The organism is Candidatus Krumholzibacteriia bacterium, assembly GCA_030748535.1.
In the GTDB taxonomy this organism is placed as follows: Bacteria; Krumholzibacteriota; Krumholzibacteriia; order JACNKJ01; family JACNKJ01; genus JASMLU01.
This window is the reverse complement of sequence record JASMLU010000001.1, coordinates 575,626-599,318: the sequence shown is the minus strand read 5'-3', so window position 1 is coordinate 599,318 and position 23,693 is coordinate 575,626. Positions and strand designations below refer to the sequence as shown.

Genomic DNA, 23,693 nt, shown 5'->3' with positions numbered 1-23,693 from the left:
CAGTGAGGAAAACGCTGGCACTGAGAGCGGCGCAAATTGCTCTGGAAAAGAAGGCCGGGGATGTGGTGATCATGGACCTGAAGGGACTCAGTTCCATTGCGGATTTCTTCGTTATTTGCTCGGGCGGCAGCGATGTTCACGTGAAGGCGATCAGCAAGCATATCGAGGATTCCCTCCTGGAAGAGAGCAAAGGTGAGGAAAAAGTGAAACCCTGGCACATAGAAGGGCATGACACCCTGCGCTGGGTTCTTCTCGATTATGTTCATGTGATTGTCCATGTTTTTCGTGAAGAAACTCGCGACTACTACGGTCTTGAGCGCCTTTGGGGCGATGCGAAGATGGAAAGAGTCGAGGATCTTCCGGCCGGGGATCGGAACGCATGAAATCGGAGATCCTTCAGTCCCTGAAAGCGGGCATTCTCGCCCTTGAAGAAGCCTCTCAACTGGAAGACGCAGACTTCGGAAGACTTGGCCTGGAGCTTCCGCGCGATCCTTCCCATGGAGATCTTGCCAGCAATGCGGCCATGATCTTCTCAAAGAAACTGGGGCTCTCGCCAAGGGATCTTGCGGCACATCTGGCAGAACACTGCAATCGAGACTTGTCCGGCCGTGCGACGGTCGAAGTGGCCGGTCCCGGTTTTCTCAACTTTCGCCTGGCAATGGGCGAGGTGCAGGGCATCCTTCATACAATCCTGAAGGCGGGAGCCGAGTTCGGCAGAAGTGATGCCGGGCGGGGTCAGAAGATCAATCTGGAATTCGTCAGTGCGAATCCTACCGGCCCCCCGGTGGTGGTTTCTGCTCGCGCCGCCGCCTTTGGTTCCACGCTTTCGAATATCTTCCGTTTCGCCGGCTATGAGAGCACCAGTGAATACTACCTGAACGATGCAGGGAAACAGGTTCTCAAACTCGGAGCCAGTCTTCTTGCCCGGTGGAAAGAGGGGAAGGGCGAGGCGCTGGAGATCCCGGAGAACGGCTACCACGGGATCTATCTGAAGGATCTTGCAGCTGAGCTGGACTCCGCAATGGTCTCGCAGTGGCAGAGTCTCCCGGAAGAGGAGTGCCATGCAGCTTTTGCCGGCTGGGCGATTGTCCGCATCGGCGAGCAGATCCGAACCCAGATGGAGGGTTTCCGTTCTCCCTTCGATGTCTGGTTCAGCGAGAGGACTCTCCATGAAGGGGGGCATCTCGATTCAGCCCGGGACTTTCTGGTTTCGCAAAAGCTCTGCTACGAGGAAGAGGGCGCTCTCTGGTTCCGTTCCAGCGATTTCGGGGACGACAAGGATCGCGTGATCCAAAGAAGCGATGGAACTCCTACCTACTTTCTGGCCGATGTTGCCTATGCCATCGACAAACGGGACCGGGGCTTCAGCAAGGCGATCTATGTTCTCGGGCCGGATCACCATGGTTATGTGGCGAGGCTGAAAGCAATCGCGGAGGCCATCGGCAAGGGCTCAGACTGGATCGAAGTCATTCTTCTGCAATGGGTGACCCTGATGGAAGGGGGCGAGGCCGTTTCCATGAGCAAGCGGGCCGGTGAGTTCGTCACCATGGAGGATCTGATCCGGGAAGTGGGCGTGGATGTGGCCCGCTGCTACTTCCTTACTCGCCGTGCGGAAAGCCACCTGGATTTCGATCTCGATCTTGCCCGTGAACAGAGCAGCAAGAGTCCGGTCTTCTACGCGCAGTACGCAACTGCCAGAATCTCCGGTCTCCTGAGAAAGGCGGCCGAGGCGGGCTTCAGTGGAGAAGAGGAAGTCGAGCTGCAGAGGCTGAACTGTGAGGAAGAGCTGGCCCTGATTCGTGCGCTCGAACGCTTCCCGGAGATCCTGGCTTCCTCAGCGGAAGCCCGGGAGCCGAATCGGCTTTTCAGCTATCTGAGCGATGTGTCCACGCTCTTTCACCGCTTCTACCACGAGCATCAGATTGTCTCGGAGGATCGGGAGCTCAGCGTGGCAAGACTGGCCCTGTCGCGAGCCAGCCGGCAGGTTCTCGCCAATGGTCTTTCCCTGATGGGTGTGGATGCACCCGAGAGGATGTAGCATGAGTGAGCCTCTACTGGTCGTGGGTTCTCTTGCCTACGATGACATTGAAACTGCCAGCGAAAAGGGAGAAGGGCTTCTGGGGGGAAGTGCTTCGCATTTCAGTCTGGCGGCCTCTCTGGCCGGAGCCATTCCGAGAATTGTTGCGGTGGTCGGGGAGGACTTTGCCGAAGAGGATCTGGCACTCCTGTCCGCTCTGCCAGCGGACATCGAGGGAGTGGAGCGGGCTTCAGGGGAGACCTTCCGCTGGGGGGGAGTTTACAAGGAGGATTTTTCCGAGAGGAAGACACTCTACACAAAACTGGGGGTATTCGAGAACTTCCAGGCGAAACTGCCCGAATCCTACCGAAAGAGCGAGACGGTCTTTCTGGCCAACATCCATCCTGCCCTGCAGTGGCAGGTCCTCGAACAGGTGGACCATCCAGTCCTGCTGGCCCTCGACACCATGAACCTCTGGATCGAAAGCTGTCCGGCAGATCTGAAAAAAGTAATCGCAAAAGTGGACCTTCTTTTTATCAATGATGAGGAAGCCCGCCTTCTCAGTGGTGACAATAATCTGGTAAGTGCTGGAAGGAAGTTATTGGACATGGGTCCTTCTGCCTGCCTCCTGAAAAAAGGAGAGCACGGCGTGCTGCTTTTTCTCGGAGAGAAGGTCATTCCCTTTCCCTCTTTTCCGCTGGCTGATCCCCGCGATCCCACGGGAGCGGGAGACTCCTTTGCTGGTGGTGTAATGGGCTTTCTGGCCCGAGAGCCCCGGCTCGAGGAGTCCTGCCTTCGCCCGGCCGTTCTGGCCGGATCGGTTCTGGGAAGCATGGCCGTCGAAGGCCTTGGGGTGTCGGGACTTCAGAGGAAGAGCCAGGCGGAATTCCGCCATCGACTTCGGCAGTTTACCGAGCTATTGGCTCTTTGAACTCTCTTGTAATTCAGTAATACTTCCTTTTTTGTGGGACTGGATTCTGCTCCCTCGCTGTGCTACAATGGACCTAAGTTACCTCTGCTTCCTCAGGAGTCCTTCTTGTCCATGATGAAACCCGGTTCCACTCCTGACGCCGCCTTTCTGGAGAGCCTGATTCAAGGCATCCATGAGGTCAGCGGTTGTCGTGTGATGGTGAACGCTGCCGGCGATATTACCGAGATTCATGTGACAGCGGTCAGTGGACGCGCTCCGCGGCTGATAGCGCGCGATGTGGACTCTCTGCTCAAGGTCAAGGCCGACGTGGAGGTGGATCACCGGAAGATCGGAGTCGTGATCGCCGATCCCCCCTCCAGCGGACAACTGCTGATTGAAGAGGACCCTCCTCCGGAACCAAAGGCCGGGGAGTTGCTGATTGAGGAGCCCCCTCGCCCTCAGGAACGGGTTCTGATTCAGAAGATCTCGGTTTCCCATGAAGAGAATGAGGTTCGAGCGGAGGTCAGTCTCTCGATCAAGGGACAGAAGTCGGTGGGTGAGGCGGTGGACGCCGACACTCCTTCCGGACATCTTTCCGCTCTCGTACGGGCAACCCTGGAGTCCCTGCTTCTGCTTCATGACACGGAGACCCGCTTCTCTGATCCCCAGTTCCGGATCCTGACCATGGGGCAGGAGGATATCTTTGTTGTCTATCTTTCCGCCGTGGACTCCTCCGGCGTTCAGTCCTTTACGGGATCGGCTCTGGTTCAGCGTGATACCCGCAAGACGGCCGTCATGGCCACACTTTCCGCTCTGAACCGGGTCTGTGGCGTCTGGGCTCCCCGAAGCTCGCTTGAGTTTGATATCCACTGATTTTTCTTTGACCTAATTCCTCCCTTCCTTCACATTGTGCCCTGTCGAAGCTCATACGAGTCCCGGTAGGAGCAGGATGCTGGATTTTCTAAGAGGATTTCGCTGGCCCTTCGTGGTCTACTATCTGGGTGTGTCCATCCTGGGCTTTGCGGCACTCGGGATCTGGGCGGCCGATCTGGACCTGGCTTCCTGGATTCCCTACCTGACTTTTCTTCTCCTGACCATCATCGCTGACCTTGTGAACCTGACACTCCCGCGCGGTGGAGCATCGGTGAGCGTCTCCACGCCGGTGACATTTGCATCCATCGTGATTCTGGGGCCCGGAGCAGCCGCCTGGGTAGAGGCACTCAGCGCACTGGTCGTGGAGGGTTTCGTCAATCGTCGTCCGCCGGTGAAGATCTTCTTCAACATTCCGGTTCTTGCCCTGTCCACCGGACTCGCCGGTCTGGCTTTCCAGCACTTTCCCTTCGGTAACCTGCAGGTTCAGATCGGGAGTCCCCTGATTCTCCTGCCCCTGCTTCTGGTGGGGGTGGTGCATTTTGCGATCAACACATCCCTGGTCAGCATCGTGATCGGGCTTTCCGACCAGCGTAGCCCCGTGAGGGTCTGGAAAACGAACTACCTCTGGAATCTCCGCCACCTGCTCGCCTTTGTTCCCTTTACGGCGATCATCGTGCTGGTCTACAAAATCGCTCCCTGGACTCTGGCCCTTTTCATCATTCCACTCTTGCTGATCAAGTATGCCTACAAGCTTTACCTCGATCAGAGGGAAGTTCATATCTCGACACTCTCAGCGCTGGCCACGGCTCTTGATGCCAAGGATCCCTACACTCACGGGCACTCCTACCGGGTAAGCCGCTACGCGCTTCTTGTCGGTGAGGGCCTGGGACTTGCGGATTCGCAGATGCAGGTTCTCGAATATGCCGCTCTCTTGCACGACATCGGGAAGATTGGAATCCAGGGTTCGATCATTTCCAAACCCGGCAAGTTGACCGAAGCTGAGTTTGAGGACATGAAAAGGCATCCGGCCATCGGTGCCGAGATTCTTCAAAGACTGAAGTTCCTGGAGGAATCGGCTCGCGTGGTGAAGTTCCATCACGAGCGACCCGACGGGAAAGGCTATCCGGAGGGAATCTCCGGAGAGGAGATCCCCCTGATGGCGCGCATCCTTCATCTCTGTGATACCTTCGACGCCATGACCAGCAATCGACCCTATCGACAGGCTCTCAGCGTGGAGCGAGCCATCGAGGAAATGAAGAAGTATCGGGGGAGCCAGTTTGACCCCGAGGTTGTGGATGTTTTCGTGGGTTTTTACAATCGTGGGGAACTGGAGATTATTCATGAGGACATCCCCTTCGAAGTCTATGACGCACTGAACGAAGCCTAGCGAGGAAACTATGAAATACAGCGACAGTGGTGTGGATATCGACCGGGCCAGCTCTGCACTCAAGGGTGCGGGATCCTCGATCCGAAACACCTGGAACCAGCGGGTTCTCTCCGGCGTGGGTGCCTTCGGCGGGCTCTACGATCTGCAGGGACTTGAGGAAAATGTTCTGGTCAGCAGCGTGGATGGTGTGGGGACGAAACTCAAGCTGGCTTTCCAGACGGGACGCCACGATACCGTGGGGCAGTGCCTGGTCAACCACTGCGTCAACGACATTCTCGTGCAGGGCGCAAGGCCGCTCTTCTTTCTCGACTACTTTGCCACAGGGCAACTGGAGGAGGGAGTGCTGGAGGCGGTCATCGGGGGAATGGCCAAAGCCTGTGAGGAGAATTCCTGCGCTCTCATCGCAGGCGAGACGGCGGAGATGCCCGGCTTCTATCCCGCAGGGGAGTACGACCTCGCCGGATGTATCGTGGGCGCTGTAGCCCGGGAGAGCCTGGTGGACGGTTCGAGAATCCGCCCCGGCGACCTTCTTCTTGGCATGTCTTCCACGGGGCTGCACACCAATGGCTACAGCCTGGCCCGGAAAGTTCTCTTGGATGAGGGTGGGCTCTCGCCGGACGACTCCCATGATGAAGGAAGCCTGGCCGATGCCCTGCTGGCCATTCACCGCAGCTATCTTCCCCACTTCCAGATTCTTCGTGACTACTGCGAGGTTCGGGGAATGGTGCATCTTACCGGCGGGGGCTTTGTCGACAACATCCCCCGCATCCTCCCGGAAGGTCTTTCGGTTCGCATCCACCGGGATCGCTGGGAGATCCCCTCGATTTTTCGCAGGATTGCCGAGTGCGGAAATGTGAGCGACGAGGAAATGCATCGGGTCTTCAACATGGGCGTGGGCTTTCTCTTTGTTCTTTCCCCGGAAGATTCGGAGCGAGTGCTGGATCTGGACATCCCCGACAGTCTGGGAGTTCTGGGAGAGGTCATGGAGGGATCCGGAGAAGTTCACCTGGACTAGTGCCTTCCCTGTCCTGATGTCCGGACATCTCCCCTGTGGAGATCTTGCCCATCCCTTGATCTGATGCGGTATCTCATCCGGCACGACTTTTGCCATTTTCCGGCGGAGGTCTTTATGCTCAATGCGCCCGCTTCAAGAGAAACCCTGTTCCGCCACATCCTGCATCTTCTGGAGCTTCGATTCCCCGGAAGCATCTGGGATCTCTATTTGAATCAGAACTCTCGGGACTCACTTCTGGGTCGGGGGATTCCCCTTCCTTCGCCCCGGGAGCTCGGACAGTTGACCGGACTTCCCCCGCACCTGAGAAGAGTCCCTTGCAGTGAGGACTTCCAGTGTTCTCTGGATCTCGGATTGGAAGAGCCGGATCGCCGGGTGCTTCTCTGGCCCCTGGAGCTGGAAGAGAGAGCCTGGCTGATCGGGCGGCTGAAGGGAGAGGTTCCGGAGAGTCCTGAATACCTGAGAATCTGGATGGGCGGTCTTCTCTCCGGTCTGGAGAATGGATGCAATGGAGCCGTTTCGATCTGCAGTAACTTTCACTCCATTCTTCATCATCCGGATTCTCCGGTGGTGGAACTGCTCGACCAATTGAGCAGGATTGCTCGCGTGGATACGCCGGTCTTTCTTGAAGGAGAGTCCGGAGTGGGCAAGGAACTTTTCGCCCGCGCCCTTCACCGGCTGAGCCCGAGAAGTCAGGGCACCTTTGTCGCGCAAAACGGGGGGGCGCTGACGGATTCTCTCATAGAAAGCGAACTGTTCGGGCACTCCCGGGGCTCCTTTACCGGTGCGAAGGACGAGCGGGTGGGACTCTTTGAACTGGCGCAGGGAGGAACCTTCTTTCTGGATGAGGTGGGGGATCTCAGTCCCGGGCTTCAGGTGAGACTTCTGAGAGTGATACAGGAGAAGGAAATCCGGCGGGTGGGGGAGAATCGACTTCGCCCGGTGGACTTCCGTCTGGTCAGCGCAACCCACCGGGACATGGAGGAGAAAGTGCAGGCTCGGGAATTCCGGGAGGATCTCTGGTACCGTCTGAATGGAGTGCGCCTGAGAATCCCGCCCCTGAGGGAAAGGCCCATGGATGTTCCCGTCCTTGCGCTGGCCTTTCTGGAGAACCGGCAGGGGGAAAACGGACAGCAGATGCGGGAACTGGGGCCCGGAGTGGAGGCTCTCCTGCGAGGTTACTCCTGGCCGGGCAATGTCCGGGAACTGCAAAACGAGATTGCGCGAATTGTAGCTCTTTACGGAGATCATCCCCGTCTGGAGCGATGGATGCTCCCCGAAAAGATCTTCTTCGACCGCACGGAACTTGACGCTGAGAACGGCAGTCGTCCCCTTTCGGGAAAACTGCAACAGGCTCAGGAGGATCTGGAGCGGAGAATGATCCGTCACGCCCTGATGCGTTTTCAGGGGAACCGGAGCCGATGTGCCCGGTCTCTCGGCATCAGCCGGCAGGGGCTTTTGAACAAGATCCAGCGACTGGATCTGGAGAGAGTGGCGGCAAAAGCCTGAATTGCCTTGGAAGCTGGGTCATGGGGAATTACACTCTCCGGGGAGGTGACATGCGACTCCGTCTTCTGGGCCTCGGGTTCCTCTCGGCCCTCTTCTACCATCTTGCCTTGCCCCCCGGGCCCGCGCCCTGGCTGGGCTGGTTCGTTCTGATTCCTCTTCTGGCCGCCTTTGAGTTTTTGAGGCCCGCTACAAGGCAAACCCTGCGCTGGCTGGCTCTTCCCTTTGGGCTGCTCTGGGGAACCCTGTCCTTTTTCTGGATTCTTCGTCCTCTGCCTTCTTCTGACATCCCGGCGGCAATGATGCCGGCTGCTTTGCTGATACTGGTTCTCTTCATGACCACGATCTATGCCCTTGCCTTCCTCTGGATTCTGACCTGGCTCCGGGATCGAAGAGGAAGTCATACCCTCTGGATCGCTCCCCTGCTCTGGGTTCTTCTGGAATGGGTTCGGGGGAGCGGCGTCTTTGCCTTTTCCTGGATTCACCTTTCCCAGACACAGACGACAGAGGGCGGGTTTCTGGCTCCGGCCGGTTGGGTGGGAGGATTGGGGCTAAGCTTCCTGATGGTCTTCTTTCAGGTGTCCCTGATCAAGAGTCTTCGGGAAAAGGCTGCCCGCTGGATTCTGCTCGCCTTTCTTCTCCTGCTTTTGATCTTCCGCGTCCCCACACATCAGGATTCGGAGAGGACGGTGAAGCTTGCCGCTCTGCAGGGAAATGTTCCCCTGGAGCTGAAATGGAAGAGAGAGTTTCGTCATGAGAACTTCCGGATTTTCACGGAGCTTCATCGCGAGGCGGCTGAGGCCGGGGCTGAACTGACTCTCTGGCCTGAAACCGCCATTCCCATTCCGGTGTTGTGGCCGAGCTACCAGGCGCATGAACTACAGCTTCGCGAGATCGCCCGCAACAGCGGAGTTCCCATTGTTACCGGAGTACAGGGCATGGAATATGACGACAAGGGGGCCTTGAGCTATCGCAATTCCATGTTGCTATTGGGAAGGGAGGGGAGTTTCGAGAACATCTACAGCAAGGCGAGGCTTCTGCCATTCGGAGAATCCACGGCCTTTCTCGATCCTGTTCTTGGCGGATTCCATTTGGACTTCGGGCAGGCGGATTTCAAACCCGGTGGAGGCGAGCGAGTCTTTGAGTGGGAGGGACTCACATTCTCGCCCTTTATCTGCTATGAGATGGGCTTGTCATCGTTGACGACCCTCTCGGTTCGGCGCGGGGCTCGCCTTCTTCTGAACTCGACCAATGACGGCTGGTTTGAAGGCCGGCAGCTTCTGGCTCTTCACGCCGCCCTGTCTCCCATGCGGGCGGCGGAGTCCGGCGTTCCCGTTTTGCGCTGCAGCAATGCCGGGATCACGATGCTGCTGGACTCAAGGGGGAAAAGGGTCGTGGAATTGCCTGTCGGGGAACGGGCTGTCCTGATTGCCGAAGTTGCCATTCCTTCACGCCCCAGTCTCTACGCAAGGACAGGAGCCTGGCTGCCGCAGCTTCTCGGGGTTCTCTACTTGCTGGGATTCTTGCTCGTGCTGGCAAGAACCAGTGGCCCGGGTGGGCGGATCGAAGCCCAGGTGGATTCATAGTTATCCCGCTCTTCCTCGAATAGCTTTCTTCGCGAGTCCGGAAGCGGGCGTGCAGGGTCCGACCGGAAACTGCGGGGATCGACATACTTCCCGCCGACCCGAATCCGGTAGTCAAGGTGCGGCCCCGTTGAAAGACCGCTGGAACCGACATATCCGATGACTTCGCCCTTCTTTACCTTCTGCCCCTGTCGCAGTCCCCTGGCGAAACGAAGCAGATGCATGTAGGTGGTTTCGATTTTCCCCGGATGACGGATCTTGACATAGCGTCCCGCTGAATTGCTCCGCTGCTTCCGGATCACGGTTCCATCGGCTGTAGCAAGAACGGGGGTCCCCGCAGGGGCTGCATAGTCGATTCCCAGATGCGGCCGCCGCTTCTTCAGGATGGGGTGCATGCGGCTTCGGCTGAAACCTGAACTGATTCGGGTGAAGCTGAGAGGTGCCTTCAGGAACTGTCGGTCGAGGGAAGAACCATCTGCATGATAGTAGTGGCGGGTTCCGCTCGTGTCCGGAAAGAGATAGGCCTCATGGTCGCGTCCGCCGATAGAAAGGCGGGCGGCGAGCACCCGGTGTTTCTCGAGGTCGCGGTCGGGGCGATGCGTTCGATCCAGGAGCAGATCCATCCGGTCACCGTTGCGAAGTTCCAGAAGGAAGTCAATTTCTCCCGCAAATAGATCGGCCACCCGGGTGGCGAGATTTCCGTCCAGTCCCTGCTTTTCGAAATCCTCGTAAAAAGAGTGCTGCATGGTGATCGACACCGCGCTCGCTTCCCAGACAAGATCCGGAAGCACCACTCGGGCGCGGAAGCCCTCTCCTTCCCGCCAGAGACAGAGATCGCTCTGGAAATTGACAGGGTAGTGGAGGGTCTGCAGGGAGTTTCGGGAATCCAATCCGATTTCGAGGGTTTCACCCGCGCGGAAGTGCCCGGGGTCAAAGGCGCAGGCAATGGCTTCGATGGCCGAACTTCTTTCCCGGGCGGTGATCCCCGCTCTTTTCAGCAGGCCGTCCAGACTGTCCCCACGCCGAAACTCCAGCTCCTGGAGTTCCGCACGGGGCAGGAGAGGAGGGATGCCACGGACATCCGGGGCTGCCGGTACTTTCTTCCCACAGGAGAAAGCCATCAGGACAAGAAGCGCCATGCCGATCGCGGACCTCAAAAGACGGAATCCTCCAGAAGAATCAGGAAGCGCAGATCCTCGCCTCCGTGGTGCAGATAGCTGGCCAGGGAGACCATCGGCCCTGTCGGCAGGGTGAGGCGAAGTCCCAGGCCCGCTTCCATGGCAAACTCCCAGGGCAAGAGGCAGGAACTTCGACGGCGCATGAAACGGCTTTCCAGAAAGAGATCCAGAGGGCTGTCTATTCCCGCCCCTCGCCGCTGGAAGCGGATGGGCAGGTCGGTCAGGTGGATCGTGCTTCTCGCAGACAAGCCCCAGAACTGCTGGCTGGGGAGGCTGGCGGGTTCATAGGCGTGAAAGTACTTCCAGGAGGAGAGGTGGAAGATCCCCAAAGCCGGACTGTTCTTGCTGGCGAGGCCTCCCCGAAGTCGGAAGCGGAGATTCCAGGCACCCCACTTCGATGTCTTTTCCAGAAGAGCCTCCGCCCGGGAATAGGAGGCATGTTCGAGGGGAACACGGAGTTCCGAATTGAGCCTGCCTTTTATGCCGAAAGCAAGTTCCGTCGAGGAGAGCTTCAGTCGATAGAGTGCGTGTTCGTCTTTTCCGTTCAGGCTCTCCAGACCGACGGCCGGGCTGGATTCGATTCTCTCCCAACCTCCGGAAAACTCGATCCGCCCCAGGCCGGGGAAATTTCTGCTGGCTCCGCCCAGGATTCGGATGCTTCGGATTCCCGCTTGCAGGAAGGGATCCTCCCAGTCGCGATAGCGGTAGTCGAAGAGAAGAAGGGGGAGGCGGGGATCCCTCAGTATGCGGAAGTTCTTCATCCGGATTCCGACTTCCCCGCGGCTTCCGGCGAGAATCCGGAAGTCTATGTTTTCATTGTGGCCGAGAAGGGAGTAGGTTCCGAGAAGGAAGCCCCCGGTCAGTTCTCCGTCTTCCAGTGCCTGTAGAATCGGTTGAAAGCGGATCGCCCGGGTCTCCCGACAGAGAAGCGTCAGGTGGACGCCCTGCCTGCTTCGGTGAAGGGAAACCTCCAGGCTTTGGAGGTAGGGAAGGCCTCGTCCGCGCTCCTTGAGAAGCGGCACCACATCTTCCGGGCACTCCTGACCTTCATGGATTCCAAGATCCGCAAGGAGAACCTCTCGTTCTACATTTCGCAGCCCCTGAACGAGAATGGTCGAAACGGGTTCTGCCAGTGAGGAGAGGGCGAGAAAAAGGAATAGAAGGAAAAGCGCAATGCGTGGTTTCATGGGGCTCCTGTTTTTCGGGAGCTTATCGGAACTGCGGAATCCGGTCAAATCCTCTGTTCTCCCATTCCCGATCTGATAATCTCCTCCCGGAGGTGCCGATGAGCAAATTGTATTGGCAGATGCCCGCCCCCCTGGAAGCCGATCTCGAAGTTCTCGAGTGCAGAGAGGAAGAGGGTCGCTTTCATCTTCGTTGCGAGCCGGGGCTTTTCTATCCCGAGTCTGGGGGGCAGCGTTCGGATCGGGGGACTTTGGGCGGCCACCGGGTTCTCGATTGCTACACGAAAGACGGGGCGGACTGGCTGATCCTGGACGCGGATCCCGGGGTGGGAAAACACCCGGCGCGCGTGGATGCTGATCTACGGAGGGATCATGCCGAACAGCACAGTGCCCAGCATTTGCTCAGCGGACTGGCCTTTCGGGAGTTTGACATCCAGACTCTTTCCTTTCATATGGGAGAGGATGTTTCCACTCTCGAGCTGGACCATCCTCCTCTCCCCGAAGACCGCTTGCGGGACTTCGAGGACCGGGCAGCGGCGCTCATTCGCAGGAATCTCATTATCGAGGCTCTCTATCCGGAAAATGAGGATTGGAAGAAACTTCCCCTGCGCCGCCCGCCTCAGGTGAGCGAGGGAGTGCGAGTTCTACACATTCAGGATCTCGATCATGCGCCCTGCGGAGGAACCCATCTTTCTTCTACTGCCGAGATTGGAAGTATTCGCATTCTTCGGCAGGAGAAGATCCGCGGCCACCTCCGGCTGGAGTTTCTCGCAGGAGAAAGGGCGCGGCAGGCTGGTCGCCGTGACGCCGGGAGAATCGCCGAACTGTCCCGTCTCTTTCAGACAGGATCGGCAGAGGTCCCCGAGCGAGCGGAGGGACTGATCAGCGAGTGTCGGGATCTTCGACGGGAAGTTAAGAAACTGAAAGAAAGCGTCCTGAAGCAGGAAAGCCGGGAGCTTGAGCAGGAGGAGTGGCTTCAGAAGGAGGGCTGGGAGATCCTGCTTCGGGACTTCGGAGAGAGAAGTCCCGGGGAACTGGATGCCCTGTCTCGTGAGCTTTGTGCGGAGCCGGGCCGACTACTTCTCTTGTCTTCCCGGCAGGGAGATCAGCTTCATGTGCTGGCTCAACGAAGCCGGGGAGAGGGACCTTCCCTGGGCTCCTGTCTCGGGGAAGTCCTTCGGGAAAGGGACGGGCGAGGCGGGGGAGGAGAGGATCGTGCCCAGGGTGTTCTTTCCTTTTCGAACGAGAACGATGTTCTGGTGGCACTCTTGAATGGGATCTTCCCGGGAGAGGACAGCGAATGAAGGACTATCGCTATTGCCCGCTCTGTGGAAAAGAACTGCAGAAGCGTTCTCATGCGGGGCGCCTTCGCTCCCTTTGCGAATGTGGATTTGTGAACTGGGAAAACCCGGCTCCCGCTGCGGCTGTGGTGATTCTGCGAGAGAACCACTGTCTCTGGGTGCGTAGAGCCTTCGAGCCCCGCAAGGGTCTCTGGTCCCTGCCCTCCGGTTTTCAGGAGTGGGATGAGGATATCCGTGAATGCGCCCGCAGGGAGGCTCTCGAAGAGACCGGACTGGAGGTGGAGGTGGGGGAATGCATGGATGCCCTGTCTGGCTTTGACGACCCTCGCACCCGGCCCCTCCTTGCTGTCTTTCGGGCGAGAATCACCGGAGGAGAGGAAAAAGCCGGTGACGATGCCTCAGAGTTGGCCTGGTTTCCCCTGGAGGACCCTCCCCGGGATATCGCCTGGGACATCCACCGACAAGTGGCAGAGTCCCTTCGCCCCAAGCCGGCTTGACGCTTCTATTTTCCCGCACTAGTCTCTATGAGGAGGTTCTTATGAACGACAATTTGCGACCGCTTTCTGAACTGGGTCTCAGTGAGACTCTTCTGGAAAAAGTCCTTTCGCGGGCTCTTTCCCGTGGAGGGGACTTTGCCGATGTCTTTTTCGAGGATTCCAGACTGCGTTCTCTTCAGTGGGAAGAGTCCAAGCTGAAGTCCAGCAGCATGGTCCTGACAAGAGGGCTCGGGATCCGGGTGATCTCCGGGGAGAAGACCGGATACGCCTACACGGATGAAATCAGTGAGGAAGCACTTCTTCATGCCGCCGATACGGCCTCCCACATTGCGGAATCGAGCCGGGACTTTTCCGTTTCCCTTCAGACTCGCAAGTCTGCATCGAACTTCTATCCGCTCAAGCATCCCTTCGGGGAAAAGGGCGCAGGATCCATGCTCTCCTATCTCGAGACCCTGCAGAAAGCGGCGGCGAGCTTTGACCCAAAGGTCGAGAAGATCATGGCCGGGATCGGGGAGAACCAGCGGGAGATCCTGATTGCCAACAGCGAGGGACTGCTGGTTCGGGATTTTCGTCCCATGGTGCGTTGCAACCTCTCCGTCATTGCTGAAAAGGACGGCAGAAGGGAGAATGCCTATGAAGGAATTGGAGGCCGTCAGGACCTCGAGTCCCTTACAGAGGAACGCTTACACTCTCTATCAAAGAGAGTCGCCGATCTTGCCGTGAGAAAGCTGGATGCCGGGGAAGCTCCCGCGGGAGCCATGCCCGTGGTTCTGGGGGCGGGAACGGGCTCGGTTCTTCTTCATGAGGCCGTGGGCCATGGCTTGGAAGCGGACTTCTGCAGAAAAGGAACCTCCGTCTATTCTCATCGAATCGGTGAAAGGGTCGCCAGTGAACTTTGCACCGTTGTCGACGATGCGACCGTACTCAATGACCGGGGAGCCCTGAATGTGGATGACGAGGGTCAGGACGGAGAACGCACCGTGCTGATCGAGAAGGGTGTCCTCAAGGGTTATATGCAGGACCGCCTCAGCACGCGTCTTACCGGAGATGCTCCCACCGGCAATGGTCGCCGCGAAAGCTACCAGGACTATCCCATGGCGAGAATGACCTGCACCTATCTGGAACCGGGTGAAAGTGAGCCGGAGGAGATTCTGTCCTCCGTGGAGAACGGTCTCTATGCGAAGAGACTCGGAGGCGGGCAGGTGGACATCTCGCGAGGGGACTTTGTCTTTACCGTCGCTGAGGGCTACCGGATTGAAAACGGAAAGGTCGGGGAACTGGTCAAGGGCGCAAGCCTGATTGGCAACGGCCCCGAAGTGATGGATCGCGTTACGATGGTCGGCAATGACCTTGCCATCTCCGAGGGCATGTGGACCTGCGGCAAGCACGGACAGGGGGTTCCCGTAGGACAGGGAATGCCCCATCTGAAGGTCAGCGAGATCACGGTGGGTGGAACCAGCATGGAAGGAGCCTCCTGATGAAGAAGGAAGAGCTGGCCCGGAAACTGGTCGATGCTGCTCTTCAGGCCGGGGCGGATGAGGCGGAGGTTTCCCTTCGGGAGGACAGGGAACTCAATGTCGAGGTCCGCATGGGGGAACTGGATGTGCTGAAGGAGTCCGGCAGTCGGAAGCTGGCTCTCCGTGTCTATCGTAATCAGAGCAAGGCGCAGGTATTCTCTTCCGACTTCAGCCCGGATGCCATGGAGGCTCTTGCCCGAGACGCCGTGGATCTTGCATCGGTCAGTCAGGCCGATGAGTATCATCGTCTCCCGGAAGCAGAACTCTATGCCCGGGAGATTCCGGAACTGGATGTGCATGATTCTTCCGAGGCACTGTCTGCCGCCAAGTGCATTGACATGGCAAAGCAGGCAGAAGAAGTAGCACTGGACAGCGACGCGAGGATTGAAAACTCACAAGGCTCCAGTGGGTCTCGTGGAGAGAGTTCCGTCTATCGACTCACGAGTAATGGTTTTGCCGCCGGGTTTTCCTCCACCATTCACTCCCTCTACTGTATTCCAGTAGCCCGGGATTCTGCGGGGGATCTTGTCAGGGGATTCTGGGGACGGTCCAGTGTCTATCATGAAGACCTTCCCGACCCGGAGGAAGTGGGAAAGAAAGCTGCCGAGGAAACACTTCTTCTCTGCGATGCCAGGAAGGCTCCTACCGGAGAAGTTCCCGTGATCTTCGATGCCAGGGTTTCCTCGGCGATTCTCCACATGCTCTTTAGATGCATCTCGGGAGCTTCCCTCTGGAGAAAACTCAGCTACCTGGACGGTAGGCTCCATACGCCGGTGGCATCGGAGCTTGTTCACCTGGTGGATGATCCCCATCGCCTTCGGGGGTTGGGTAGTCGCCCCTTCGATGATGAAGGGATTGCCAGTAAACCGATTCGTCTTATTGAGAACGGAATCCTGAAACACTTCGTAATGAATGTGGAAAGCTCCCGGCGACTCGGTCTTCCCTGTACCGGACATGGGGGAGGGGAGAGTCCTTCCAATCTTTACCTCGAGGCCGGCGATCTCTCCCGGGAGGACATCATTGAGGACACGAAGACCGGACTGCTCGTAACCGGTCTGATGGGTAACACTTTTCATTCTACGAGCGGTCATTGGTCCCAGGGCGTAGAGGGTCTCTGGATTGAAAAGGGCAAGATCGCCTATCCGGTGAAGGGAGCGACGATCGCCGGCAATCTCGATGACTTGCTGCAGTCCATCGATGCCGTGGGCAAGGATCTGGACTTCAGTCGAGGCTCGGTGGTTTCTCCGAGCATCCGCTTTCCCTCCATGATGGTCAGCGGGGAATAGCGATGCGCTGGGCACTGCTCGGTCCTTTTCCTCCCTATCGCGGGGGGATCTCCCATTACGGGACCTTCCTTGCAAGGGCACTGGAAGAAGAGGACGAGGTGCGGGCCCTGAACTTTCGCAGGCTTTACCCCAGACTTCTTTTTCCGGGAAAAACCCAGTTGGATGAGTCTGCTTCCTCACTGCGTTACCCGTCGGAGAGAATGCTGGACAGCCTTTCTCCTGCAAGCTGGGAGAAGGCGGCCCGCTTTCTTGCGAAAGAGAAGCCGGATGCCCTGATCTTTCAGTGGTGGCATCCCTTCTTTGGACCGGCCTATGCCTGGATTGCCCGACGCATGGCGAAGCTATCCCCCGAGAGCCGCCGCCTCATGCTCTGCCACAATGTGCTTCCCCATGAGTCGAGCTTTGTGGATCGTGCCCTGATGAAACTGGGTCGTTCGCCGATGCAGGGCTTTCTGGCGCACAGTGAGGGGGACGGGGAGGCTTTGCGAAAACTCTACCCCGAAGCTCTCGTGAGAGTGCATCCTCATCCTCCCTATCACGGGCTGAGCGACTCCTCGATGGATTCGGAAACTGCCCGCGGGAAGCTCGGAATCGATCCCGGGGAGAAGATTCTCCTCTTTTTCGGTCTGGTGCGACAGTACAAGGGACTGGATCTGGCTCTCGAAGCTCTCGCTCTTTCTGATGACCCCACACTTCGACTCTGGGTGGTCGGCGAGTTCTATGAAAAACAGGCAGAGACGGAGAAACAGATCGAGCGCCTGAAGCTTCAGGGGCGAGTCCGCCTGGTCAATCGCTATGTCCCCAACGATGAGATTCCCCTGTATTTTCAGGCAGCCGATCTCCTCCTTCTCCCTTATCGTTCCGCAACGCAGAGCGGCATCGTGGAGATTGCCCACGCCTCGTCCCGCCCCGTGCTGGCCACGGATGTGGGAGGGCTTTCCGCCCAGATCCGGCACAGGGAAACCGGGCTGCTGGTTCCCCCGGAAGATCCTGTCGCTCTTGCGAATGCCATCGAGCAATACTTTAGGGAAGGCTTGGAAGCCGGTTTTGTGAAAGCAATTAGAGCAGAGCTTTCCACCCGAGACTGGGCTTCTCTGGCTCGCTGCCTTCGGGAACTGGCGGTGGGCTCTTGAAGCGCCCGGTCTTTCCCGCTTCCCCCTTTCACGGTGTCTTGTCCGGAAGAGCGGAATCAGGAACGGCTCTCTTTCTTGCCTTTCTCTTCTTTTCTGTTTCCATTGCCCGAGCCGCCTCTTTGGGTTCTCTCGGAATCCCGGCCCTGGCTCTTTTCCTTTTCCATCTCTTTCCGTCTCCCTCCTTTCGTTCCCTTCGCATGCTTCCGGTCTTTTTGCCTCTGCTGGTTCTGGCCAGCCTCTTCTCCCTTCTCGAATGGACGGGCATGAGTTCCGGTGTAATTCCCTGGTCGATTCGTGCGGGAGCCATTCCACAAAGCCTCTTGCAGGTCTCCCGCTTTCTCCTGTGGATCCTTCTTGTGTCCCGATGTCTGGAACTCTTTTCTCCGCTGTCCCTGATGTCCCGGCTGCCGAGGGGAAGGCGATGGGCGCGGCTGGCTCTTATGCCCATCCTCGCCTTTTCCTTTCTGGATCTTTTTTTCGCGGAGGCCCATTCCCTGCGCTCTGCATGGCTTGCACGGGGCGGGGGAGGGCGAAAGGCTCACTGGCCTTCCCTGCTCCTTCCTCTCTTTCGCGGGATGCTCTCCCGCGCAGAACAGCTCAGTGAATCTTTGGCCATGCGCAGATTCCCGGACTCCTGGGCCGGGTCTTCCCTTCGCCCTCTTCAGTGGCGGGATCTCTGGAGTCCGATGCTGGGTTTTCTCTGTTTTCTCTTCTCTGTTCGGGGAGGTGGAGGGTGAGGTGCTTTCGTTTGCTTCTGGCCTATGACGGTTCCGGATTCCACGGTTGGCAGACCCAGCTGGGGCAGAGGACGGTTCAGGGCGAGGTGGAAGATGCTCTGGCCATCATTTGCCAGGAACGGGTTCCTCTGGCCGCGGCCGGCAGAACGGATGCAGGAGTGCATGCACTCGGGCAGGTGGCTTCCTTTCGCCTGGACTCAGCACTTGATCCGGGCAAGATCCTCGCGTCCCTGCGCTCCCTTCTTCCCTACGACATAAGCGTTCGTGAATTGCATCTGGCTCACGAGAGTTTCCATGCTCGCTTCAGCGCAACAGGACGATTCTATCTCTACCGGATCGGCTTGGAAGCCCTGGCTCCCTTTCGCGGCATTCGCTGGGAGCCGCGATGGCCTCTCGATGTGGAGAGGATGCAGAAGGCACTGGCTTATCTCGAGAATGCCACGGACTTTCGTTCCTTCTGTCGCAGCGAGTCGGCAGATAAAGGTACGACCTGCCACCTGAAAGAACTGTCTCTGGAAGAGCGGAACGGGGAACTGCAGCTTCGCATTGGGGCCGACCGTTTCCTTCACAACATGGTTCGGATTATCGCCGGGACTCTGGTGGAAATCGGCCGGGGCCGCTGGGAGGCGGAGAAGATGGGGGAAATTCTGGAGAGCCGCTCCCGGCAGGAAGCCGGCGACACGGCACCTCCCCAAGGCCTGTACCTGATGCGGGTCGAGTATCCGAAAGAACTTCTGACTCCCTGAATGGCTTCTGGACTCACATCGTCCTGATTCCTATACTGCCGGTGCCTGTTTCCGGGAGGAAAAATGAAGTTCTTTATCGATACGGCCAATCTTGATGAAATCCGTCAGGCAGTTCAAATGGGAGTTCTCGACGGAGTGACCACGAATCCCTCGCTCATGGCAAGGGAGCAGGGCGATCCCGTGGAGATCCTGGCTGAAATCTGCTCGCTGGTTCCGGGCCCGGTCAGTGCTGAAGTTCTGGCTCTCGATGCCGAGGGAATGCTGACAGAGGGTCGCGAACTCCGGGAAATCGCTGACAATATCGTCATCAAGGTTCCGGCGACTCTCGAAGGTCTCAAGGCAATCCAGACTTTCAGCGAGGAAGGCATCGACACGAATGCCACCCTCTGTTTCTCCCCGAATCAGGCACTTCTGCTTGCCAAGGCCGGGGCCACCTATGTCAGTCCCTTTGTGGGACGCCTGGACGATATCGGGCAGGATGGCATGGAACTGATCGCCGACATTGTCGAGATCTACCAGAATTACAGTTTCCCGACCCAGGTTCTGGTGGCTTCGATTCGCCATCCGATGCATGTCGTGGAAGCGGCCCGCCTGGGGGCGGATGTCTCGACCATCCCCTTCGGCGTGATTTCCCGTCTCCTTGAGCATCCCCTGACAGACCTGGGGATTGAGCGATTTCTTGCCGACGCAAAGGCGGGTAAGAAAGGATGACAATGAACAAGGAGAGGCGAGGAGCAGGCAACTGGATTCCGATCCTGTCGGGTTTCCTTGCTGGCCTTGGTCTGGCGGCGGTACTGCTTTCTCTCTACCTGAATGCGAGGATCCCTGTATTGGTCGAAGATCTTATGCAACCGATCTTCGATGAGGAGGCCCGCAACCGGGATATTCGCGAAGGCACGATCCTTCAGGAGGCCATCGAGAAGGTGACCCCCGCCGTGGTCACGGTCGAGGCTCTTCGAAGAGAGGCAGCCAAGCCCCGCTCCCGTTTTTTCCGTTCGCGGGAACAGGAGGTGCTGACCCTCGGGAGCGGAGTTCTGGTCAGCGAAATCGGCAGGCTGGTCACCAGCTACCACATTGTGAGCAATGCCCACAGTATCAAGGTGACCCTGGAGGACGGGCGGGAATACGCCGGGAAGCTCATGGCCTCCAGCCCCAAGTATGACATCGCTGTGGTGGAACTTCACAATCCCGGCGATGAAACCTTCCCGGCCGCTGAGCTTGGGGATAGTGACCAGCTTCGTATTGGCGAAAAGGTGCTTGCGATCGGCAGTCCTTTCGGAACCCAGATCAATGACCCGAGACCCTCGGTCACACTGGGGGTGGTCAGCGCCCTTCACCGGGACTTCAGCTTCCTCTCTGACAATGTTCTCTTCAGCGACATGATCCAGACCGATGCGGCCATCAACCAGGGCAACAGCGGGGGGCCCCTGGTGGATTTGAGAGGACAGGTGGTGGGCATCACCACGATTATCTTTACCGAAGGCGGGGGGAGCGAGGGCGTGGGCTTTGCCCGGCCGATCGAGGATGTGGTTCGAATCCTCAACGAGTTCAACCGCTTCGGCAAGATCCGGAATAGCTGGGCGGGCTTTGAGGCCTATGAGATCAGGCCACAGCATGTCAAGTATCTGGGCCTGAAGACCCAAAAGGGTCTTCTTGTTACCCGCGTCTTTGCCGGAGGGCCTGGCGAATCAGCAGGCCTGAAGAAGTTCGATGTGGTCACTGCGATCAATGGTGCAGAAATCGGGAGCCGTCGCGAGGCCAGCCGGATCCTCTGGCACTACGAGGTTGGAGACCTGATTGAGTTGAGCGTGGATCGAATGGGCGAAGTTCACGAACTCGAATTGACACTGGTTGCACACGAGGAGAGCGTACCGTGATCGAACGATATACGCGTTCTGCGATGGGGAAAATCTGGCAGGAGGAGAGCAAGTACTCCCGCTGGCTGGAGATCGAGACACTGGCCGCAGAGGGGATGGCCGAGTATGGCATCATCCCGGTAGAAGCAGCCCGGGAGATCCGCGAGAAAGGTGACTTCGAGATCGCACGCATCCTCGAAATCGAGGAAAGCACTCACCACGATGTCATCGCCTTCCTCACCAATGTCTCCGAGTACGTGGGAGAGTCCAGCCGCTATGTACATCTGGGGATGACCAGCTCTGATATTCTCGATACGGCTCTTGCCATGGCCATGAAGGAATCGGGCGAACTTCTGCTCGCCGAAGTGGATCGGTTCATCGGCATTCTCCTTCGCCGCGCCGAGGAGTTCCGCAAGACGCCCTGCATCGGTCGAAGTCACGGCATTCATGCTGAGCCCATGAGCTTCGGACTAAAGCTTCTTCTCTGGTATGCGGAGATGCGTCGCAATCGCCTGCGGCTGGAACGAGCCATTGAGAGTGTGGCTACGGGTCAGATTTCAGGAGCTGTGGGCACGCTGGCCCATATGGATCCGCGGGTGGAAGAGTTTGTATGCCGAAAGCTGGGACTCTCGGTTGCCTCCGTCAGCACTCAGGTTCTGCAAAGGGACCGCCATGCAGAGTTCATGACGACCCTTGCGCTTATCGCCTCAAGCCTCGACAAGGTCGCAACGGAGCTTAGAAATCTACAGCGAACGGACATTCTGGAAGTGGAGGAAGCCTTTGCCCGCGGGCAGAAAGGCTCCAGTGCCATGCCTCACAAGCGCAATCCCATTACTGGTGAGCGCGTGAGTGGTTTGGCCAGGGTGCTTCGCGCCAATGCCATCGCCGCGCTCGAAAACGTGGCTCTCTGGCATGAAAGGGATATCACCCACAGTTCCGTGGAAAGAGTGATCATCCCCGACAGCTGCATCCTTCTTGACTACATGCTCGACAAGATTTCCGGCGTGGTCGAAAACCTGCAGGTCTACCCCGAGAACATGCTGAAAAACCTCTATGCCACACGCGGGCTGGTCTTCAGCCAGAGCCTTCTTCTGGCTCTCGTCATGAAGGGACTCAGCCGCGAGGATGCCTATGCTCTGGTGCAGAAGGCGGCCATGGGAATCTGGAACAGCGACCAACAGTTTCAGGATGCGGTACTCGAATCCGTCGATATCCGGGCGCAACTGGATGAGAATGAGATCCTCGAGTGCTTTGACCTCGAAAGACAATTACGCAATGTAGATGCAATCTACGAGAGAACCCTCGAAAGCTCTATGAAAGGAGCTCCCTCTTGAACAAAGCAATTCTCCTGTTTCTTCTTCTTGCCGCCTCGATAACAGCGGTGGCGGATGTTGAGGTGGAAAAGGACCGGATGTTCGGAATCAATCCCCTGATGCTCATGGGCGACATCTACTATGGGCACTACGGGATTCTCACGAACGATGGAAAGAACGAGATCAATCTACCTTTCTTCTTTGTCTTGAACGAGGGAGGAGCCTATTCCGTGGGTCCGAAGTACCGTTGGTACCGGCGGGGCAACTGGCAGGGTCCTTTCTGGGGTGCGGGTGTGGATCTCGGAACGGTGAGCTTCGCCTGGGATGAGTATGATGGGGTGATCATCTCTCCAAAGGCCGAAGTCGGGTACCGCTGGATCTGGAATAACGGCTTCACCCTGGCTCCCACCATGACCCTGAAGCTTCCCATGGGGAATGCAAGGGAGTGGGTGGAAACCGGGGGCGATGATGGTTATGGAGACTGGAGCTCGGAGTCCACCTTTACTATCAGCGGCCCGAAGTGGTCGGTCGGACTGGGACTCGCCTGGATGTTCTAGATTCTGGCTTTTCGAAAAAGAAACCCCGGAGCTCAGGCTCCGGGGTTTACTATTACAGGCCCGGTTCCCAGAGATAATAGAGCCCGGCTTCCCGGAGCGTGCTTGTTCTCATTCCGAGAATCTGTTCCGGAGTGGAAGAAGGGAAGAGAGAACGGATCTCCAGTCCGAGGACATCCAGCAGGGAAGTCGGCTCTTCACGGCTGACAACATCCACCGTGGCGGAAGCGCTGAGATCCCGAAGAATCTCCAGAAGCTCTTCCTCGTAGCCGATCTCGTCAATCAGCCCGTTCTCCAGAGCCTGGGCCGCTGTGTAGATCCTGCCGTCTCCCAGCTCTCGAACCAGTCCCTCGTCCATCTCCCGCCCTTCGACAATGGCTCGGACAAAGTTGCCATAGGCATCGTCGACGACCGTCATGAGGATGGCTCTTTCCTCGTCGCTCATTTCCCGCCCTGGATTCAGAAGATCCTTGTTCGGGCCACTGGTCAGGGTGAGCAGTTCCAGGCCCAGTTTGTCGAAGAGGCCGCGCATATTCATTGACTGGATAATCACGCCGATGGAACCGGTGATACAACTCGGATGGGCGATGGCCAGATCTGCGGCCGAGGCGATGTAGTATCCTCCGCTGGCGGCGACTCCCCGAAGACGCGCCACCACAGGCTTGCCACTTTCCTCCCGAAAGCGCATGAGCTGGTGGTAGATCACATCACTGGGGTCGACCGCTCCTCCCGGCGAGTCGATGTCCACGAGGATTCCCGCGATTTCATCGGACTTGCGGGCATGATCAATCAGCCTATGGGTTCTCGCAGGCATGCTCTCCTCGCTCAGACCCGGGAAGCGTTCTTCGGGCTGGTTGAGGATGATTCCCTCGATCGGGATTCTCAGGAAGTGAGTCTCGGCAGATTCATCGCCGAAGAGGAACTCATCCTCTGCCTCACTTCCCGTGGAGACACTGCCTGCGGAATCTCCCATGGCGCTGACCATGATCATGCACCCCGCGCCCTGCAGGGCGAGAAAGCCGAGAATCACCAGAATTCCCAGAATGTGAAAGATGGACTGGATGGTTTTGTGCGCGTCCACGCGGGCCTCCTTGTTCATTTCG

Annotated in this window: 22 protein-coding genes; 19 read left to right on the top strand and 3 right to left on the bottom strand. The window is 58.0% G+C overall.

Features of this window, described 5'->3' with window-relative positions; translation table 11 throughout:
* Positions 1–2: 2 nt before the first annotated feature.
* The 8 genes from rsfS (at position 3) to lnt (ending at position 9,291) form a co-directional block, all read left to right on the top strand.
* Positions 3–383 (top strand): ribosome silencing factor, encoded by a 381-nt coding sequence (gene rsfS / locus QGH30_02800; protein ID MDP7021262.1) that lies wholly within the window; start codon positions 3–5, stop codon positions 381–383.
* Complete coding sequence (gene argS, locus QGH30_02795) at positions 380–2,038, top strand: arginine--tRNA ligase (protein ID MDP7021261.1); 1,659 nt, start codon at positions 380–382, stop codon at positions 2,036–2,038. The genes rsfS and argS overlap by 4 nt, the downstream gene beginning before the upstream one ends.
* A 1-nt stretch (position 2,039) precedes the next feature.
* Positions 2,040–2,948 (top strand): PfkB family carbohydrate kinase, encoded by a 909-nt coding sequence (locus QGH30_02790; protein MDP7021260.1) that lies wholly within the window; start codon positions 2,040–2,042, stop codon positions 2,946–2,948.
* Positions 2,949–3,062: 114 nt separating this feature from the next.
* A complete protein-coding gene (locus QGH30_02785) occupies positions 3,063–3,800 on the top strand; it encodes a hypothetical protein (protein MDP7021259.1) in 738 nt (245 codons plus the stop codon).
* A 76-nt stretch (positions 3,801–3,876) separates the two neighbouring features.
* Positions 3,877–5,187 (top strand): HD-GYP domain-containing protein, encoded by a 1,311-nt coding sequence (locus QGH30_02780; protein ID MDP7021258.1) that lies wholly within the window; start codon positions 3,877–3,879, stop codon positions 5,185–5,187.
* A gap of 10 nt (positions 5,188–5,197) precedes the next feature.
* Positions 5,198–6,202 carry a phosphoribosylformylglycinamidine cyclo-ligase gene (gene purM, locus QGH30_02775; GenBank protein ID MDP7021257.1) on the top strand — a complete coding sequence of 335 codons (1,005 nt, stop codon included), beginning with the start codon at positions 5,198–5,200 and terminating at the stop codon, positions 6,200–6,202.
* A gap of 63 nt (positions 6,203–6,265) precedes the next feature.
* Positions 6,266–7,708 (top strand): sigma-54 dependent transcriptional regulator, encoded by a 1,443-nt coding sequence (locus tag QGH30_02770; protein ID MDP7021256.1) that lies wholly within the window; start codon positions 6,266–6,268, stop codon positions 7,706–7,708.
* A gap of 50 nt (positions 7,709–7,758) precedes the next feature.
* Entirely contained in the window at positions 7,759–9,291 is a 1,533-nt protein-coding gene (lnt, locus tag QGH30_02765) for an apolipoprotein N-acyltransferase (protein MDP7021255.1), read from the top strand.
* Here lnt and QGH30_02760 read toward each other — a convergent pair.
* The gene (locus QGH30_02760; GenBank protein ID MDP7021254.1) at positions 9,213–10,445 is read right to left on the bottom strand and encodes a peptidoglycan DD-metalloendopeptidase family protein; all 1,233 of its coding nucleotides are present in this window, start codon (positions 10,443–10,445) and stop codon (positions 9,213–9,215) included. The genes lnt and QGH30_02760 overlap by 79 nt on opposite strands.
* A complete protein-coding gene (locus tag QGH30_02755; protein MDP7021253.1) occupies positions 10,442–11,653 on the bottom strand; it encodes a hypothetical protein in 1,212 nt (403 codons plus the stop codon). Before QGH30_02755 ends, QGH30_02760 begins: the two co-directional genes overlap by 4 nt.
* A gap of 98 nt (positions 11,654–11,751) precedes the next feature.
* On the opposite strand from QGH30_02755, the gene QGH30_02750 reads away from it, so the two are divergent.
* From QGH30_02750 to QGH30_02700, 11 genes are all read left to right on the top strand, one after another.
* Positions 11,752–12,954, top strand: coding sequence for an alanyl-tRNA editing protein (locus QGH30_02750; protein MDP7021252.1), 1,203 nt, complete (start codon positions 11,752–11,754; stop codon positions 12,952–12,954).
* Positions 12,951–13,448, top strand: coding sequence for an NUDIX domain-containing protein (locus QGH30_02745; GenBank protein ID MDP7021251.1), 498 nt, complete (start codon positions 12,951–12,953; stop codon positions 13,446–13,448). Before QGH30_02750 ends, QGH30_02745 begins: the two co-directional genes overlap by 4 nt.
* 41 nt (positions 13,449–13,489) lie before the next feature.
* Positions 13,490–14,926, top strand: coding sequence for a metallopeptidase TldD-related protein (locus QGH30_02740; protein ID MDP7021250.1), 1,437 nt, complete (start codon positions 13,490–13,492; stop codon positions 14,924–14,926).
* A complete protein-coding gene (locus tag QGH30_02735) occupies positions 14,926–16,251 on the top strand; it encodes a TldD/PmbA family protein (GenBank protein MDP7021249.1) in 1,326 nt (441 codons plus the stop codon). Before QGH30_02740 ends, QGH30_02735 begins: the two co-directional genes overlap by 1 nt.
* Positions 16,252–16,253: 2 nt before the next feature.
* Positions 16,254–17,384 carry a glycosyltransferase gene (locus tag QGH30_02730; protein ID MDP7021248.1) on the top strand — a complete coding sequence of 377 codons (1,131 nt, stop codon included), beginning with the start codon at positions 16,254–16,256 and terminating at the stop codon, positions 17,382–17,384.
* On the top strand, positions 17,381–18,121 hold the full coding sequence (locus tag QGH30_02725) for an energy-coupling factor transporter transmembrane component T (protein MDP7021247.1): 741 nt from the start codon (positions 17,381–17,383) through the stop codon (positions 18,119–18,121). Before QGH30_02730 ends, QGH30_02725 begins: the two co-directional genes overlap by 4 nt.
* Entirely contained in the window at positions 18,118–18,867 is a 750-nt protein-coding gene (gene truA / locus QGH30_02720) for a tRNA pseudouridine(38-40) synthase TruA (GenBank protein MDP7021246.1), read from the top strand. Before QGH30_02725 ends, truA begins: the two co-directional genes overlap by 4 nt.
* Before the next feature lie 63 nt (positions 18,868–18,930).
* Positions 18,931–19,578, top strand: coding sequence for a fructose-6-phosphate aldolase (fsa, locus tag QGH30_02715; GenBank protein ID MDP7021245.1), 648 nt, complete (start codon positions 18,931–18,933; stop codon positions 19,576–19,578).
* A 2-nt stretch (positions 19,579–19,580) separates the two neighbouring features.
* Positions 19,581–20,744, top strand: coding sequence for a trypsin-like peptidase domain-containing protein (locus tag QGH30_02710; GenBank protein ID MDP7021244.1), 1,164 nt, complete (start codon positions 19,581–19,583; stop codon positions 20,742–20,744).
* The gene (gene purB, locus QGH30_02705; protein MDP7021243.1) at positions 20,741–22,057 is read left to right on the top strand and encodes an adenylosuccinate lyase; all 1,317 of its coding nucleotides are present in this window, start codon (positions 20,741–20,743) and stop codon (positions 22,055–22,057) included. Before QGH30_02710 ends, purB begins: the two co-directional genes overlap by 4 nt.
* Positions 22,054–22,593, top strand: coding sequence for a hypothetical protein (locus QGH30_02700; GenBank protein MDP7021242.1), 540 nt, complete (start codon positions 22,054–22,056; stop codon positions 22,591–22,593). The genes purB and QGH30_02700 overlap by 4 nt, the downstream gene beginning before the upstream one ends.
* Positions 22,594–22,645: 52 nt before the next feature.
* On the opposite strand, the gene sppA is transcribed toward QGH30_02700, so the two are convergent.
* Positions 22,646–23,671: a signal peptide peptidase SppA gene (gene sppA, locus QGH30_02695; GenBank protein MDP7021241.1), complete on the bottom strand. Its 1,026-nt coding sequence runs from the start codon at positions 23,669–23,671 to the stop codon at positions 22,646–22,648.
* Positions 23,672–23,693: the final 22 nt, after the last annotated feature.

What these genes read in the sequence shown, in the direction of transcription:
- argS (MDP7021261.1), top strand. Translation starts at nt 380, where the DNA reads ATGAAATCGGAGATCCTTCAGTCCCTGAAAGCGGGCATTCTCGCCCTT.
- QGH30_02790 (MDP7021260.1), top strand. Translation starts at nt 2,040, where the DNA reads ATGAGTGAGCCTCTACTGGTCGTGGGTTCTCTTGCCTACGATGACATT.
- QGH30_02785 (MDP7021259.1), top strand. Translation starts at nt 3,063, where the DNA reads ATGAAACCCGGTTCCACTCCTGACGCCGCCTTTCTGGAGAGCCTGATT.
- QGH30_02780 (MDP7021258.1), top strand. Translation starts at nt 3,877, where the DNA reads ATGCTGGATTTTCTAAGAGGATTTCGCTGGCCCTTCGTGGTCTACTAT.
- purM (MDP7021257.1), top strand. Translation starts at nt 5,198, where the DNA reads ATGAAATACAGCGACAGTGGTGTGGATATCGACCGGGCCAGCTCTGCA.
- QGH30_02770 (MDP7021256.1), top strand. Translation starts at nt 6,266, where the DNA reads ATGCGGTATCTCATCCGGCACGACTTTTGCCATTTTCCGGCGGAGGTC.
- lnt (MDP7021255.1), top strand. Translation starts at nt 7,759, where the DNA reads ATGCGACTCCGTCTTCTGGGCCTCGGGTTCCTCTCGGCCCTCTTCTAC.
- QGH30_02755 (MDP7021253.1), bottom strand. Translation starts at nt 11,653, where the DNA reads ATGAAACCACGCATTGCGCTTTTCCTTCTATTCCTTTTTCTCGCCCTC.
- QGH30_02750 (MDP7021252.1), top strand. Translation starts at nt 11,752, where the DNA reads ATGAGCAAATTGTATTGGCAGATGCCCGCCCCCCTGGAAGCCGATCTC.
- QGH30_02745 (MDP7021251.1), top strand. Translation starts at nt 12,951, where the DNA reads ATGAAGGACTATCGCTATTGCCCGCTCTGTGGAAAAGAACTGCAGAAG.
- QGH30_02740 (MDP7021250.1), top strand. Translation starts at nt 13,490, where the DNA reads ATGAACGACAATTTGCGACCGCTTTCTGAACTGGGTCTCAGTGAGACT.
- QGH30_02735 (MDP7021249.1), top strand. Translation starts at nt 14,926, where the DNA reads ATGAAGAAGGAAGAGCTGGCCCGGAAACTGGTCGATGCTGCTCTTCAG.
- QGH30_02730 (MDP7021248.1), top strand. Translation starts at nt 16,254, where the DNA reads ATGCGCTGGGCACTGCTCGGTCCTTTTCCTCCCTATCGCGGGGGGATC.
- fsa (MDP7021245.1), top strand. Translation starts at nt 18,931, where the DNA reads ATGAAGTTCTTTATCGATACGGCCAATCTTGATGAAATCCGTCAGGCA.
- QGH30_02710 (MDP7021244.1), top strand. Translation starts at nt 19,581, where the DNA reads ATGAACAAGGAGAGGCGAGGAGCAGGCAACTGGATTCCGATCCTGTCG.